The 15,831-nt window shown below is 55.1% G+C and carries 16 protein-coding genes; 8 read left to right on the top strand and 8 right to left on the bottom strand.

What is annotated here, in order from left to right; all coding sequences use genetic code 11:
• The first annotated feature begins 55 nt into the window (after positions 1-55).
• Positions 56-742, top strand: coding sequence for a GntR family transcriptional regulator (locus ELK40_RS10555; protein WP_014883681.1), 687 nt, complete (start codon positions 56-58; stop codon positions 740-742).
• Between the two features lie 33 nt (positions 743-775).
• On the opposite strand, the gene ELK40_RS10550 is transcribed toward ELK40_RS10555, so the two are convergent.
• Positions 776-1,207, bottom strand: a complete 432-nt coding sequence (locus ELK40_RS10550) for a universal stress protein (RefSeq protein WP_111965759.1) — start codon at positions 1,205-1,207, stop codon at positions 776-778.
• Positions 1,208-1,494: 287 nt separating this feature from the next.
• Between ELK40_RS10550 and ydfZ the strand changes: the two genes are divergently transcribed.
• The gene (ydfZ, locus tag ELK40_RS10545) at positions 1,495-1,698 is read left to right on the top strand and encodes a putative selenium delivery protein YdfZ (protein ID WP_014883679.1); all 204 of its coding nucleotides are present in this window, start codon (positions 1,495-1,497) and stop codon (positions 1,696-1,698) included.
• A 43-nt stretch (positions 1,699-1,741) separates the two neighbouring features.
• On the opposite strand, the gene ELK40_RS10540 is transcribed toward ydfZ, so the two are convergent.
• The 5 genes from ELK40_RS10540 to ELK40_RS10520 all read right to left on the bottom strand — a co-directional run bounded on the left by ELK40_RS10540 (position 1,742) and on the right by ELK40_RS10520 (position 7,552).
• Positions 1,742-3,205, bottom strand: coding sequence for a mannitol dehydrogenase family protein (locus ELK40_RS10540; RefSeq protein WP_127730649.1), 1,464 nt, complete (start codon positions 3,203-3,205; stop codon positions 1,742-1,744).
• Between the two features lie 220 nt (positions 3,206-3,425).
• Positions 3,426-4,793 (bottom strand): MFS transporter, encoded by a 1,368-nt coding sequence (locus tag ELK40_RS10535; RefSeq protein WP_127730647.1) that lies wholly within the window; start codon positions 4,791-4,793, stop codon positions 3,426-3,428.
• A gap of 72 nt (positions 4,794-4,865) precedes the next feature.
• Positions 4,866-5,885, bottom strand: coding sequence for a Zn-dependent oxidoreductase (locus ELK40_RS10530; protein ID WP_127730645.1), 1,020 nt, complete (start codon positions 5,883-5,885; stop codon positions 4,866-4,868).
• Positions 5,886-5,899: 14 nt separating this feature from the next.
• A complete protein-coding gene (gene manD, locus ELK40_RS10525; RefSeq protein WP_127730643.1) occupies positions 5,900-7,114 on the bottom strand; it encodes a D-mannonate dehydratase ManD in 1,215 nt (404 codons plus the stop codon).
• Positions 7,115-7,225: 111 nt separating this feature from the next.
• Complete coding sequence (locus tag ELK40_RS10520; RefSeq protein WP_127730641.1) at positions 7,226-7,552, bottom strand: YnfA family protein; 327 nt, start codon at positions 7,550-7,552, stop codon at positions 7,226-7,228.
• 152 nt (positions 7,553-7,704) lie between these two features.
• Here ELK40_RS10520 and ELK40_RS10515 point away from each other — a divergent pair, with 152 nt between their 5' ends.
• Both ELK40_RS10515 and speG read left to right on the top strand, forming a co-directional pair.
• Positions 7,705-8,043: a DUF1283 family protein gene (locus tag ELK40_RS10515; RefSeq protein WP_008502414.1), complete on the top strand. Its 339-nt coding sequence runs from the start codon at positions 7,705-7,707 to the stop codon at positions 8,041-8,043.
• Positions 8,043-8,603, top strand: coding sequence for a spermidine N1-acetyltransferase (speG, locus tag ELK40_RS10510; protein WP_048030664.1), 561 nt, complete (start codon positions 8,043-8,045; stop codon positions 8,601-8,603). Before ELK40_RS10515 ends, speG begins: the two co-directional genes overlap by 1 nt.
• Positions 8,604-8,620: 17 nt before the next feature.
• Here speG and ELK40_RS10505 read toward each other — a convergent pair whose 3' ends face one another.
• On the bottom strand, positions 8,621-9,331 hold the full coding sequence (locus ELK40_RS10505; protein WP_206529380.1) for a YnfC family lipoprotein: 711 nt from the start codon (positions 9,329-9,331) through the stop codon (positions 8,621-8,623).
• A gap of 63 nt (positions 9,332-9,394) precedes the next feature.
• Here ELK40_RS10505 and ELK40_RS10500 point away from each other — a divergent pair, with 63 nt between their 5' ends.
• The 4 genes from ELK40_RS10500 (at position 9,395) to dmsD (ending at position 13,862) form a co-directional block, all read left to right on the top strand.
• The gene (locus ELK40_RS10500) at positions 9,395-10,183 is read left to right on the top strand and encodes a hypothetical protein (RefSeq protein WP_127730637.1); all 789 of its coding nucleotides are present in this window, start codon (positions 9,395-9,397) and stop codon (positions 10,181-10,183) included.
• A 131-nt stretch (positions 10,184-10,314) separates the two neighbouring features.
• Positions 10,315-10,584 (top strand): DUF1161 domain-containing protein, encoded by a 270-nt coding sequence (locus ELK40_RS10495; protein ID WP_021241220.1) that lies wholly within the window; start codon positions 10,315-10,317, stop codon positions 10,582-10,584.
• Between the two features lie 131 nt (positions 10,585-10,715).
• Positions 10,716-13,154, top strand: a complete 2,439-nt coding sequence (ynfE, locus tag ELK40_RS10490) for a selenate/tellurate reductase subunit YnfE (protein ID WP_127730635.1) — start codon at positions 10,716-10,718, stop codon at positions 13,152-13,154.
• Positions 13,155-13,247: 93 nt separating this feature from the next.
• A complete protein-coding gene (gene dmsD, locus ELK40_RS10485) occupies positions 13,248-13,862 on the top strand; it encodes a Tat proofreading chaperone DmsD (RefSeq protein WP_127730633.1) in 615 nt (204 codons plus the stop codon).
• Positions 13,863-13,902: 40 nt separating this feature from the next.
• On the opposite strand, the gene ELK40_RS10480 is transcribed toward dmsD, so the two are convergent.
• Positions 13,903-15,618, bottom strand: coding sequence for a SulP family inorganic anion transporter (locus ELK40_RS10480; RefSeq protein ID WP_127730631.1), 1,716 nt, complete (start codon positions 15,616-15,618; stop codon positions 13,903-13,905).
• Positions 15,619-15,831 lie beyond the last annotated feature (213 nt).

The following is a 15,831-nucleotide window of genomic DNA, read 5'->3' as shown; positions in this document are numbered from 1 at the left end:
GGTCTATAAAAGAATGGTAGTATGTTCAGGCTAACTCTCTGAGAAATGACAACTCATGGCCGCTGAATCGCAACTCAACCCCACCCAGCCCGTAAACCAGCAAATCTATCGCATTTTGCGACGTGATATAGTCCATTGCCTGATCCCTCCGGGAACGCCGCTTTCTGAAAAAGAGGTGTCCGTGCGTTTTGACGTTTCCCGTCAGCCGGTGCGTGAAGCGTTTATTAAGCTTGCTGAAAACGGTCTGATTCAGATCCGCCCGCAGCGCGGCAGCTACGTGAACAAAATTTCACTCTCTCAGGTGCGCAACGGCTGTTTTGTTCGCCAGGCCATTGAGTGCGCGGTGGCGCGCCGTGCCGCAACGCTCATCAACGACAACCAGTGTTATCTGCTGGAGCAAAACCTGCATCAGCAGCGAATTGCGATTGACCGTAAGCAGCTGAATGATTTCTTCCAGCTTGATGATGAATTCCACCAGAAACTGGCGCAGATTGCGGATTGCCAGCTTGCCTGGGACACCATCGAAAACATCAAGGCCACCATCGACCGCGTGCGTTATATGAGCCTCGATCACGTCTCCCCGCCGGAAATGCTGCTTCGACAGCATCATGATATTTTCAGCGCACTGGAAAAACGCGACCCGGACGGCGTGGAAAAAGCGATGACGCTGCATCTGCAGGAAATTAGCGAATCAGTGCAGCTGATTCGTCAGGAAAATAGCGAGTGGTTTAGCGAAGAGTAATATTCGCCGCCCCTTTCGGACGCGGCGATGGGTTTAGCGAACGACTAACACCGGAATAGTGGCGTAGCGCAGGATAGATTCCGCATTTGATCCCAGCAGATGGGTGCTGATGCCCGGATTTTTCGACCCGATGACGATCGCGTCATATTCCCCTTCTTTGCTCAGCCTGATGATTTCATCGCGGACGTTGCCAAAGCGAACCAGGCTGTCAATTTTCTCCGGCGAAATATCGAAAAGTCTTTTTAACGCGTTCATCTTCTTACCGGATTCCTCCGTCATATACTCTTCGAACTTTTTAATATCGGCGTTAAATCCACGCAGCAGGGATCGGCTGCTGGCCGGCAGAATATTGACCAGGGTAATCGAGGCGCCCTCCGCCTTCGCAAGGTTTGCCGCGTGGCGAACCGCTTTGTCGCTCAAATCCATTTCAAACACATCAACAGGCATCAAAATCTTCTTATACATAAGCCTGACTCCTTATTCCGATGAAAGGGTTATTTCCTGTACCCAGAATGGCATCAGGAATATAAACCAACCCTCAACGCTTCCCTGCTGAAACTATCATTTAATGAAAATAACGGTCTGCTTTGTCAATTGCTGTCGTGAACCGTCAGCGCCCGGCACAATAAAGAAAAAAGTGTGAGTTTGATCAAAAACAAAAACATGTGATGCAGACAGGCGTATTTATATGCTCCGTGAACGGCACCCCTGAAATAACGCCGTAACGAACAGGTTAGAGAGGAGAAAATACCATGATGACATACGACCGTAACCGCAATGCAATCACAACCGGCAGCCGCGTCATGATTAGCGGCACGGGCAAAACTGGCGTGATTAAAGCGATCCACAGCGACGGGCTGGATGCCGCGCAGGTGCGCCGCAGCAAAACGGTTGAAGTGGAAGGATGCGAAGGTAAGTTCGAACCGATTGAGCTGATTCGCCTGGGTATGCACTAAACGGTGCGCGGACATGCCGCCGCGCACGGCGGCATGTGCTGAATTACCGTTGAGACACGTACTGCTCCACGGTCGCTATCGCTCCCTTTTGCAGCAGCGTCAGGTAGGCCTTCATCACCGCGTCAACAAAGACGGCTTCACGCGGTAACTCCTTGCCAAAGATGGCTTCAAGGCCGAGCAGCGCCCTGACCCGGTTTTCCCCTTCCGCACTGCCCTTCACCGTCGCCTGAATCACAGCCAGCTGCGGGTCGCTTACGTCAATCGCGTTGCCCTGCTCGTCCACGCCGCCGACATAGCGCATCCAGCCTGCCACGCCCAGTGCAAGCAGCGGGAAAGGCTTCTGATGCACCAGGTGCCAGCGCACGGAATCCAGCATGCGCTGCGGAAGCTTCTGGCTGCCGTCCATCGCAATTTGCCAGGTCCGATGGCGCAGGGCCGGGTTGCTGTAGCGGGCAATCAGGAGATCGGCATAACGTCCTAAATCGACGCCTTTGACCTTCAGCGTGGGCGCCTGCTCGTTGAGCATCAGCGCGTGCGCGGCGATGCGGTAATGTTCATCTTCCATACACTCGTTGATATGCTGATAGCCCGCCAGATAGCCCAGGTACGCCAGGAACGAGTGGCTGCCGTTGAGCATGCGTAGCTTCATCTCTTCAAACGGGATCACGTCCGACACCAGCTCGGCTCCGGCTTTTTCCCACGCGGGCCGACCCGCCACAAAGTTATCTTCGATCACCCACTGGCGGAACGGTTCACAGGCCACCGCCGCCGGATCGCGCACGCCGGTCAGTCGTTCGATTTTATCCAGCGTATCGGGAGTGACCGCGGGCACGATGCGATCCACCATAGTTGACGGGAAGGTGACGTGGGATTCGATCCAGTCCGCCAGTTCACCGTTTACCGCTCGGGCGTACGCGCAGGTGACATTTCGCATCACGTGACCGTTCTCCGGCATGTTGTCGCAGGACATCACGCTAAACGCCGGCAGACCCGCCGCCTTACGGCGCGCGAGCGCTTCCACGACGACACCTGGCGCGGATGTTGGCTGGTGCGGGTTTTGCAGGTCTGCGACGATAAACGGATGATCGAGCATCAGTTGCCCGGTCGCCGGTGAGTGACAGTACCCCTTCTCAGTGATGGTCAGCGAGACAATCGCCACCTGCGGTTCGCACATCGCCGCCAGCACCGTCTCCAGCCCGTCAACCTGCGCATGCAGCGCCTTTTTGACCACGCCCACCACGCGGGAAGTCCACGCATCGGCAGACATCTCCGCCACGGTATAGAGATTATCCTGGGCCTTCAGATTGACAATCTGCTGCTCGCCGCCAATCAGGTTAACTTCACAATAGCCCCAGTCGCTGCCGTGTTCAGCGGCAAGGATGTCGGCGTACACCGCCTGGTGCGCCCGGTGAAATGCGCCGAAGCCTAAATGTACAATGCGTGCTTTGAGGCTGTCGCGATCGTACTGAGGCAGCGTCGCGTTGGCCTGTAATAACGTGTTTTCCATGATTAAGACTCGTTAATTAGAAAGCTGTGGATCGCTGCCGCTCTTTTTGAAGCGGCAGCGCCTGCTGACTACACCAACTAGAATGGCAGCTGGAGTAAAAAGAGAACTGCCATCAACCATACCGATACTGCCGTTTGATTTTTTGATATATATTAACTTTTGCTCATCTGGTGTGACATAAAAATAAAGTTGTGTGACAGGTCGCGCAGGCTGTATACCACTAGCGTCGCGAAGAGACAGCACCGTAACCCACACTCTCTTCTGGCGCAGACTCGGCTGCGTCATGCGCCGCGCTCAAATCACGGTCGCACACTTCCGGCATCAGGATCGCCGAGACCAGCCCGATCGCGGAATAGGCCACCAGCATGGCAACAATGGGCCACCAGGAGCCGGTCATATTGCAGATGATCCCTGCCAGCACCGGACCAAAGCCCACCGCCACCAGACCGCCCGCCTCTTTGGAGATGGCCATACGCGTAAAGCGATTTCGCGAGCCAAACATCTCCGCCATAGTGATATTTTCCAGCGCAAACAGCCCCAGCACGGCGAAGTTATGGATAACGATGATAGAGAGCATGATCGTCCCCGGCGCATAGCTCTTATCGACGATGATCGACAGCATCGGGTAGGCGAGCAGAATGGCGGAGATATTGAGAATAATATACGGCAGACGGCGCCCCACTTTATCGGAAAGCCAGCCCAGCAGCGGGATGGAGATAAACCCGAGAATGGAGCTTACCATCAGCGCATCGGTCGGGATGGCCTTATCGAACAGCAGCGTCTGGACCAGATACCCGGCAAGGAACGTCTGGATCAGACCCGAATTACCCGCCTGACCAAACCGCAGGCCGGTCGCCAGCCAGAAGGATTTGCTTTTCACCATCGAACCCAGCGACGTATCCGGCTGCACGCTTTGTGCGTCGTTTACTTTCTCAAAGACCGGGCTCTCCTTGAGATTCATACGCAGCCAGATGGCGAAGATCATCACCACGACGCTGGCGAGGAACGGCACGCGCCAGCCCCAGGCAATCAGCTCTTCTCGATCGAGAGCAAAGAACATCACCGCCCAGATCGCAGTGGCGCTTAGCGTCCCGCAGTTCGTGCCCATCGCCACCAGCGAGGAGATGATGCCGCGTTTCCCTTTTGGCGCGTACTCCGCCAGCATGGTCCCGGCCCCGGAGATCTCCGCCCCGGCGCCCAGGCCCTGAATGATGCGCAGCGTCACCAGCAGAACCGGGGCAAAAATACCGATCTGCGCGTAGGTCGGCAGGACGCCAATCAGCGTGGTGCAGATCCCCATCATGGTGATGGTGATGAACAGCACCTTCTTACGACCAATGCTGTCGCCCATTCTGCCGAAGATAAAGGCGCCGACAATGCGTGCGATATAGCCTGCGCCGTAGGTCCCCATCGCCAGGATCAGCGCCATCGCGGCGGACTGTTCCGGGAAGAAGATCTCATGAAAGACCAGGGCGGCCCCCAGCGAGTAAAGCTGAAAGTCCATAAACTCCAGAGCGGTGCCCAGCCAGCCGGAAACGGCGGCTTTCACCAGATCGGAGGTGGTTCTTTGAGGTTGTGCTTGCGTCATAATGGCTATCTCTGAAAGGTAAGATGCGTACCACCAGAGCCTGTCTGCGCAGGCTCTTAACCGCGTATTTGATTATTGGCCGAACGTGAGTAAGACTTTGCAGCACTGCCGCTGGTCTTTTTCAAACAGTTCGATGGCGTCTGTTACATGTTGATAGTCAAAGGTATGGGTGATCAGTTTTTCCGGGTCGATCAGCCCCTTCTTCAGCCAGTCGATGACGACCGGGAATTTATTGGCATTGAGGCGTGAGGAGAAGATCGCCAGCTCTTTGCCGGTGATGCCCTGCTGAACAATCTGGCTCGGCTCGCTGGAAAAGCCCATCAGCACGATGCGCGCCGCCGGAGAGGCCAGGGTTATCGCTTCCTGCAAAATAGCTGGATGGCAGGCGGCATCAATGATTAACGTCGGTTTGATGCCCTTTTCGTCCAGCGCGGCCTGCAGCGACTGCTCGCCGTTATTAAAGACCCAATCCGCGCCGCTGCGCCGGGCCATCGCCAGGCGCTCGTCTATGCGGTCAACCACGATAACCTGCTTCACCTGATAGACGCCTTTCAGCGCCTGCACGGTGACCAGCCCCATCGGGCCTGCGCCGTAAATCAGCGCGACGTCCTGCCCGGTGGGACTGGCCTGCCCCGTCACGTTGGCGGCGATGGTGAAGGGCTCCACCATAACGGCGTGTTTATCAGGAATGTCATCCGGAATGGGCCAGGCATTTTGTGCGGGCACTGCTGCATATTCGCTGAAGCCGCCGTCACGGTGAACGCCCAGTACCACCAGCGAGGTGCAGACGTTCGGTTTTCCCATCGAGCACGGGTAGCAGTGCCCGCAGCTGATCACCGGGTCAACCGAGACGCGCTGGCCCAGGCGGGCAGCATCAACGCCCTCGCCTACGGCGTCGATCGCGCCAAAGAACTCATGGCCAATGACGCGTGGGTACTTAGCAAACGGGTTATGCCCGCGGTAAATGTGGCTGTCTGAACCGCAAATCCCGGCCAGTTTAACCTTGACGCGCACTTCGCCTGCGCCTGGTTCCGGGCGTGGCCGCTCTTCAATCACCAGTTGGTTTGGCTGCTGAATCACTACGCTTTTCATCGTTCGCTCCTCGCTTACCAGTTCCACAGCGTGCCGTCTTCGAGACGGGCGACCGGCAGATAGGCCGGATCGTAGGGGTATTTCGCCGCCAGCTTTTCATCAAACTCGATGCCCAGCCCCGGCTTATCCCCAGGATGCATATAGCCGTTATCAAAGCGCCAGCTGTGCGGGAAGACCTCCAGCATCTGTTCGGAGTAGCCCATAAATTCCTGCACGCCAAAGTTCGGCACCCACAGGTCGAAATGCAGCGCGGCGGCGTGGCACACGGGCGAGAGATCGGACGGGCCGTGTGAGCCGGTGCGCACCTGGTAGAGCGAGGCGAAGTCCGCGATGCGACGCATCCCGGTGATCCCGCCCGCGTGGGTAATGGTGGTGCGGATATAGTCGATGAGCTGCTCTTCGATGAGCTGCTTGCAGTCCCAGATGCTGTTAAACACTTCCCCCACGGCAATCGGCGTGACTGTGTGCTGGCGGATCAGGCGGAAGCAGGCCTGGTTTTCCGCAGGCGTTGGGTCTTCCATCCAGAACATGCGGAATTCCTCGATGCTCTTGCCGAAGCGCGCCGCTTCAATGGGCGTCAGGCGGTGGTGCATGTCGTGCAGGAGATGCTCATTGAACCCGAATTTACTGCGCACCGCGTCGAACAGCTTCGGCGTGAAATCGAGGTATTTTTCGGTGGACCAGAGCTGTTCTTCCGGCCAGTCGCCTTTGGTCGCAGGCTCGTAGGCCAGCCCCTTCCCTTTGGCCATGCCGTAGGTGGTTTTCATGCCCGGCACGCCGCACTGCACGCGGATCGCCTTGAAGCCCATCTCTTTATGGCGGGCGTAATCTTCCAGCACGTCGTCAATGGTATGGCCGGTGGTATGGCAATAGACCATCACTCCTTCCCGGGAGGCGCCGCCCAGCAGCTGGTAGAGCGGCATGTTGGCCGCTTTGGCTTTGATATCCCACAGCGCCATATCTACGGCGGAGATGGCCGACATGGTAACCGGGCCGCGACGCCAGTAGGCGCCTTTATAGAAAAACTGCCAGATGTCTTCGATGCGGTGCGCATCGCGGCCAATCAGCTGCGGGCAAAGGTGATCCTTCAGGTATGAGGCCACGGAGAGCTCGCGCCCGTTTAGCGTAGCGTCACCGAGACCGACAATCCCCTCATCGGTGGTGATTTTAAGGGTGACAAAGTTCCGCCCCGGGCAGGTAACAAACACGTCAGCCGCGACAATCTTCATAATTCTTTTCCTTACATCGCTCGTTGTGATGCTGGAAATTTACGCAACTACACTACTACCATACAAGTATAAAGATCATAAAATCAGCTAACGGTCACAAAAACCGGGGGCTCAGGCGCGCCCCCATCCCACCACAATAATCAGCATACCGCACAGGGCAATCAGCGCCCCGGCCCAGTCGTATGCGCTGAGTTTGACGCCGTCCACGACGCGCAACCACAGCAGCGCTGTACACACATAAACACCACCGTAAGCCGCGTAAACGCGACCACTGGCCGCCGGATGCAGCGTTAACAGCCAGACAAACAGGGCAAGCGCGACGCCCGCCGGGATCAGCAGCAGTGCGCTTCCCCCCTTTTTCAGCCAGAGCCAGGGCAGGAAGCAGCCGATGATTTCGCATAGCGCGGTGACAAAAAAAAGCAGCGTCGTTTTAAGCATATTTCACGTCAGGTGAGGATTTATTTAACCATCATACCTGATGATGCCCTTTACTTTTCCATACTTGCCCCGCGGGTATGCCGTCATTTCGCATTAGTGTAGAATCTGTACGGGGTAACCTGATTACCTGCACCCATTTAAAAGGAAACGCTATGACCACATTAAGCAAACGCCTTTGTCTGACAGCCCTGCTGGCGCTGTCATCGTTCGCCTTTGCCGCCTCTGCGACAGCGGAAACCAGCAAGCTCATTATTGAGTCTGGTGACAGCGCGCAAAGCCGCCAGAACGCCGCTATGGACAAAGAACAATGGAATGACACCCGTAGCCTTCGCCAGAAGGTCAACAAACGTGCCGAAAAAGAGTGGGACAAAGAAGATGTTGCTTTTGACGCACGCGATAAGTGTCAGCAAAGTGCAAACGTCAATGCGTACTGGGAGCCAAACACCCTGCGCTGCCTGGATCGCCGCACTGGCCGCACGGTAGCCCCGTAATGTCGGTGTCCTGCGACGTCAAACTCCGTCCGCTGGAGCGTGAAGACCTGCGCTTTGTACACCAGCTCGACAACAATGCCAGCGTGATGCGCTACTGGTTCGAAGAGCCTTACGAGGCGTTTGTCGAGCTGTCCGATCTCTACGATAAACACATTCACGATCAGAGTGAACGTCGTTTTGTGGTGGAGTGTGAAGGTGAAAAAGCCGGGCTGGTGGAGCTGGTTGAGATCAACCACGTTCACCGTCGGGCGGAGTTCCAGATCATCATCTCCCCTGAACATCAGGGAAAGGGCCTTGCGTCACGGGCGGCTAAGCTGGCAATGGATTACGGATTCAACGTTCTGAATCTCTACAAGCTTTACCTGATTGTGGATAAAGAGAACGAGAAAGCGATCCATATCTATCGCAAGCTGGGCTTTATGGTGGAAGGCGAGCTGATTCACGAATTCTTTATTAACGGTGAATACCGCAATACCATTCGCATGTGCATTTTCCAGCATCAGCACCTGGCCGGACATAAACCGTCTGGCGCCAGCCTGCTGAAACCGACCGCGCAGTAACCTGCGCGGTTTTATTCTCAGTAGTATTCAATCGTATTTTTGATGATGTACTTGCGCTCAACGGCGGGTTTGACGCTGTCGTCCGTGATCGTCAGATCGCAGCTCACCGGGTTATTGTGGCGGTCGTAGTCGCAGCTCTGCTTCACGTTGCCCAGCGGCTTGTCGTTCAACATGCTCACGGCCGAGTAATCCATTCTTTTGCGAACGTCTTTAGACGGCGTCGACTGTACGGACAGGTGCTGATCCCCGGAAACGGTGGTTTTGCCCAGCGGGTAGCCATCCGCGTCGTAGCGATACTTCACTTCCATCTCTTTGCCGTGCGCCGCCACCACAAAACCGTTGTCGTCGGTATCCCACGTTATTCCGGCTGACGGCAGTTCGGCCAGCTGGCATTTACCCTGCAGCTTCACTTTGCGCTGCTGGGTTTCAGCGTCAAGATAGTAATTGGCATCCAGCACCAGCGCCACGCCGGTGTTGGCCTCCAGGTCGTGCAGCTCCAGCGTATCGAAACACCCTTCCGTCGAGACGGTGCCGGTGACGCGTTTGGACACTTCGCCCTTCTCGTTGAACAGCGTCTGGGTAAAGTCTTTGACCGGGCCGCGCAGCGGGTCAAAATCAAACTCGTTTGAAAAACTCGCCATCTCGGGCGTAAACGACAGCGGCGCGGTGCTGTTGTCGCACCCCACCAGTGTTGCTGCCAGTAGCGTTATCGCTGCGTATATCTTCACATTCATTTCCGTACAGGGAGATTATTCCCAATCATATTAGCAAATACAGCGGCTTACGCGATAGTGAAAACGAATCATCTGAACGCGGAGAAAACCGGCTTCGCCCACGCAGACGGGAAACCAGGCTATATTTTATGGGGAACGGTCAACGCTAAAGGATATATTATGACGGGCATTTCAAAAGAGATTGAATATCACAAAATGAACTTCCTGAATCATCCGTTATTTAATTATCTCAATGACGATGCATTATCGCTTGATGAGCGCCTGAGGTTTTTACCCTATATTTCACATTTTGTCATGAGCTTTGCCGATATTAATAAATATATTTTGCCGTTTGCGACGCCCGCCAATGCGCTGGAACGGGCAGTGAATACCCATGCGAGGGAGGATGCCGAACACTGGCCCTGGTTTCTAAACGATCTGCAGACCAGCGGGCAAAATTCCGCCGCTAGCCTCACAGAACACCTGAGCTTTCTGTGGTCTGATAACCTGATTAACAGCCGAAAGCTGACTTACCATTTAATTCAGGCCCTTCACAATCAAAGCGCCAAAATGCGTTTAATTGTGATTGAAGTCATGGAGGCAACCGGCAATGCGACATTTGATACGTTGGCATCCATAACAAAGGGCACGGATAAACAGCTGGAATACTGCGGTCATTTACATTTGAGTCATGAGACTGGACATTCAATGGGGAGCGAGGATGAAATTGTAGATACCCTGAATTTAACGGAAGAGGAAAGAAATAAAGCCAGCCAGATGATTGCTGAGTGCTTTAATGCGTTTCATCGTTTTTTTGATGAAATATTTGAGAATGTCTCACCAGAGCATTCTCGTTCGATTAAATGATAGCGGCTCGCCGCGCGGGGGAGCCAGCTACGCGTAACAGCATTAAGATTAATCAGAAAATTACAGATAAAAACATAGACTTACGCCTCCCCTGCTACACTAACTCAACACACAGAGAAAAGGAGCTACAGATGAAACGGTTACCCTGGATTACCGCCCTGCTGTTAATGAGTGCCTCGACGGCCGCGCTGGCGGCACCGGATTCCTGCGAGCGCGTGAAAAGCGACATTCAGCAGAAGATAGTCAACAACGGCGTGCCTGAGTCAGGTTTTACGCTGAACATCGTGCCGAACGACCAGGCCGACCAGCCGGGCACGCAGGTGGTAGGCCACTGCGCTAACGACACGTTTAAGATTTTGTACACCCGCACAGGCAGCGGTGCGGCAGCTGAACCTCAGTAATTGAGCTTCAATCCACTTTGATTTGATAAGGATTAATATTTAGTCCCCCCAAATTAGTGACACTCACCCCATCATTAGCCCGGATATCATTTCGGGAAAAATAATACGCAATTATAATGATGGGGTGAGCCATGTCCGATGCTGAACATCACGGCGGAATTAGCCGTCGAACTCTCGTGAAATCTACGGCGATAGGTTCTCTGGCGCTTGCCGCTGGTGGGCTCTCGCTTCCATTTGGTCTTAAACGCGCTGCCGGCGCGGTGAAGGGAGCCGTCCAGCCCCCTGTAGATACCGTCGTGTGGGGCGCCTGCTCTGTCAACTGCGGCAGCCGCTGTGCGCTGCGTCTGCACGTGCGCGACAACGAAGTGTACTGGGTCGAAACGGACAACACCGGCGAGGATGTGTATGGCGATTACCAGGTGCGCGCCTGCCTGCGCGGACGTTCAATCCGCCGCCGCATCAATCACCCTGACCGTCTGAACTACCCGATGAAGCGCGTGGGCAAACGCGGCGAAGGCAGGTTTGAACGCATCACGTGGGATGAAGCGCTCGACACTATCACCGCCAGCCTGAAAGACGTGGTGGCCAAATACGGCAACGAAGCGGTGTATATCAACTACTCTTCCGGAATTGTCGGCGGCAATATCACCCGCTCTTCCCCCTACGCTTCGCTGGTGGCGCGCCTGATGAACTGCTACGGCGGTTTCCTGAGCCACTACGGCACCTACAGCACGGCGCAAATTGCCTGCGCGATGCCCTACACCTACGGCAGCAACGACGGCAACAGCACCTCGGATATCGAAAACACTAAACTGGTGGTGATGTTCGGCAATAACCCGGCGGAAACGCGCATGAGCGGCGGCGGGATTACGTACTATCTTGAGCAGGCCCGCGAGCGGTCCAACGCGCGCATGATTGTTATCGACCCGCGCTACACCGACACGGCAGCCGGACGCGAAGATGAATGGATCCCGATCCGCCCTGGAACCGATGCCGCGCTGGTGGCGGGTATTGCCTGGGTATTAATCCACGAAAACCTGGTCGACCAGCCGTTCCTGGACAAATACTGCGTTGGCTACGACGAAAAAACGCTGCCGGAAGGCGCGCCCGCTAACGGTCACTACAAAGCGTATATTCTCGGCCAGGGCGATGATCACACGGCTAAAACGCCGGAGTGGGCCTCACGCATCACCGGCATTCCGGCGGATCGCATCGTTAAGCTTGCCCGCGAAATCGGCTCCGCGAAGCCAGCCTATATCTGTCAGGGCTGGGGACCCCAGCGTCAGGCGAACGGCGAGCTGACCTCGCGCGCCATCGCGATGCTGCCGATCCTCACCGGAAACGTGGGGATCAACGGCGGGAACAGCGGCGCGCGAGAGTCGACCTACACCATCACCATTGAGCGTATGCCGCTGCCGGATAACCCGGTCAAAACGCAAATCTCCTGCTTCAGCTGGACGGACGCCATCGCCCGCGGGCCGGAAATGACCGCCCTGCGCGACGGCGTACGCGGAAAGGATAAGCTGGACGTGCCGATTAAGTTCATCTGGAACTACGCGGGCAATACCATCATCAACCAGCACTCCGATATCAATAAAACCCACGATATCCTGCAGGATGAAAGCAAGTGCGAAATGATTGTGGTCATCGATAACTTCATGACGTCGTCAGCGAAATACGCCGATATCATCTTGCCGGACCTGATGACCGTCGAGCAGGAAGACATCATTCCTAACGATTATGCGGGCAATATGGGCTACCTGATTTTCCTCCAGCCCGTGACTGCGCCGAAGTTTGAGCGCAAGCCCATCTACTGGATCATGAGCGAAGTGGCGAAACGCCTCGGGCCGGATATCCATCAGAAATTTACCGAAGGACGCACGCAGGAGCAGTGGCTGCAGTATCTGTATGCCAAAATGCTCGAAAAAGACCCTCAGCTGCCGTCCTATGACGAGCTGAAAAAAATGGGCATTTACAAGCGTAAAGATCCGAACGGACATTTTGTGGCCTATAAAAAGTTCCGCGAAAACCCGGATGCCAATCCGCTGAAAACGCCTTCGGGCAAGATTGAGATTTACTCCAGCAAGCTGGCGGAGATTGCGGCCACCTGGGAGCTTGAAAAAGATGAGACCATCAGCCCTCTGCCCGTCTATGCCTCGACCTTTGACGGCTGGGATGCGCCCGAGCGCGCGCGGTTCCCGCTGCAGCTGTTTGGCTTCCACTTCAAAGCCCGTACCCACTCAAGCTACGGTAACGTCGACGTGCTTAAAGCAGCCTGCCGCCAGGAGGTCTGGCTTAATCCTGTTGATGCCGAAAAACGCGGTATTAAGAACGGGGATACGGTGCGCGTGTTTAACGATCGCGGTGAGGTGAGAATTGAAGCGAAAGTCACGCCGCGCATCATGCCCGGCGTGAGCGCCATGGGCCAAGGTGCCTGGCACGACGCCAACATGAACGGCGATCGTATCGACCACGGCTCATGCATCAACACGCTTACCACGCACCGCCCGTCGCCGCTGGCAAAAGGCAACCCGCAGCACACCAATCTGGTGCAGATCGAGAAGGTCTAAAAAGTGAAGCGCATGACCGTTGTTTATTCTATGGTCTATAAATTGGTTTAACACAGTCGCGCGGGCGAAATCCGCGCGAGCAAGGAAGATGTAATGAAAGACGTCTCACAGCGTGAATCGTTCGCGTTTAGCGCCCGCGTACTGGGCGCGCTGTTTTATTTTTCACCCGACAGCGAGCAGGCTGCTCCGCTGGTCCAGGCCCTAACCGCGGGCGACTGGGTTCAGGACTGGCCTCTGCCGCCGGAAACGCTGCAGCCCATTGCCGAATCCTTTGCCTCGCCTGCCGACGAGCCGCTGACGGACGCGTGGCAACGGCTGTTTATTGGCCCTTACGCCCTACCCGCTCCGCCGTGGGGCTCCGTCTGGCTCGACCGCGAATCCGTGCTGTTCGGCGACTCGACCCTCGCCCTGCGTCAGTGGATGCGGGAGAACAATATCGCGTTTGAGATGCAGCAGAACGAACCGGAAGACCACTTTGGGACATTGCTGCTGCTGGCAGCGTGGCTTGCCGAGAATGGTCGCGATGCTGAGTGCGATCGGCTTCTGGCGTGGCACCTGCTGCCGTGGAGCACCCGCTTCCTGTCCGTGTTTGTCGACAACGCCGGGCATCCGTTTTATACCGCGCTGGGCAGGCTTGCGCAGCTGACGCTCGCGGACTGGCGATCGAGGCTGCTTATTCCGGTTGCGGAAAAGACGCTGTACCGCTAGGAGATATGACTTGCTCGCGGTTGGCGGGCAAGCCTTTATCTTATACCTCTCCACCTGATTCACTCACGCTCTCTTTACTTTGAATGAACCGAAGTGCCAGGTAGAGGTCTGGCGCCAGAATCATGTCATCATCATTCATTGTTGGCCGACTCTCTTTAAACCAGCGGGTTAACTCCGTTTTCCTGCCCGCGAGGATTAATTTAATCTGTCGACCTTTCAGATCGCGCTTTAACTCATTAATGGTTGCCAGAACGCTGATGTCTGAATAGGTGAAGCAGGCAACGGCATCAATGACCACCCATTTAGGCTGTAAGGCTGCCCCATCAACCAGGTTCAATACCCGGCGTTTAAAATAAGCCACGTTAAAATAGGTCAACGGTGAGTTAAATCGATACATCAGCACGCCCGGGACCATTTTAATATCGTTCGTATTTCCTAATGAGTGAATCATTCCATCGTCGTCAGTGCCCAGTAAGTGCTCAGAGGGACGAAACACTGTACGAAGGAACTGTAACAGGCCAAGCAACACCGCAAGGCCAATCCCCTGGATAACGCCGATAATTAAAACGCAGCCAAACGTGAAGAAGGCCAGACGAAATGCCTGCTTATTTCTGCGCCTCAGGTTCCATAATCCACGTAAATCGATTAATGACCACGAGGCATACATTAGAACTATACCTAACGCAGATACCGGAATGTATTGTAATGGCTGAGTGAAAAACACCACGACAATACCGATGATCAAAGCTGCGACCACCGAAACCAGCTGGCTTTTCCCCCCAACCGAATCATTAACCGCGGTCCGGGAATCGGCGCCACTGATAGCAAACCCCTGAGATAACCCCGACATAATGTTCGCAATACCCAGCGCGCGGAACTCTGCATCAGCATTAATTTCATAGCCATTTTTCGCGGCGAAACTGCGGGCGGTCAGCATCAGGCTGACAAAACTGACCAACGCCAGGTTCAGCGCCGGGATCACTAAATCACGCATCGGACCTGGCTGGAACGCCCCCCAGTTAACGACGGGTAAACCTGGCTGGAAGCCTTCTCCCCCAATCGTGGCAATTCCATACTGTTGCGCAGAGGTCACCCATACCAGCGCCGTTGTTATCACAATAGCAATTAAAGGTGCTGGCCACTGGCTGCGATACATTTTAATCGCCATTAAAATAATTAACGTAAAAAGGGATATCCCTACGGTTAATAAATGGCTATCTGAAAGTCGGCCTGGCAGGGCGATTATTTTTTCAATAACCTGCGCTTCATCAAGCTTAATCCCCAACACCTTGCCTAATTGCCCGACAATAATCGTTACCGCTACGCCGTTAAGCAGGCCGGTAAGAATGGGATGAGAAAGCAGATCGGCAAGTGCGCCCAGGCGGAATTTACTGGCAAGCAGGCACCACCCGCCCATCATCAATGTCATGATAATTGTCAGCTGCCAGTGCAGTTCGGGATTCCCCGCAGAAAGCGGAAACACGACGGCCGCAATCACCGCGCATGTCGTTGCATCTGGGCCCACAATAAGCTGGCGTGAAGAGCCAAACAGTGCGTAAGCTATCATTGGTAAAACGCAGGAATAGAGCCCTACAATTGCCCCAACACCCGCCAGCTCAGCGTAAGCAATCGCAACGGGTAGCGCTACAGCCGCAACGGATAACCCGGCTTTAACATCATGTTTTAGCCAGCTTTTATCGTAGGCTAACAAATTTTGTAAACCTGGCATGTAGTTTAACAATAGTTTTCCGAACACATTCTTCTCCGGACAGGGATATTTGCCACGTCATGCTGGCACACTTCTCAGTGAGGTTCTGGCTTTCAAATGCTCCGGACTGAGGCCGCCGCCTCTCAGTTCCTGATAAAACTACAGCCATCGTACTTTTCTGACTGGTATTAAACATAGTTCATAAACTACCCCTTAGCCGGGGTTGGCCTGGCCGGACGCTGCAGTGCTGCACGCTGGCAA

Origin of the sequence: Enterobacter sp. N18-03635 (assembly GCF_004006055.1) — a bacterium.
In the GTDB taxonomy this organism is placed as follows: Bacteria; Pseudomonadota; Gammaproteobacteria; order Enterobacterales; family Enterobacteriaceae; genus Enterobacter; species Enterobacter vonholyi.
Note: the sequence above shows the minus strand (reverse complement) of the source record. Positions and strands in the feature narration are given on the sequence as shown.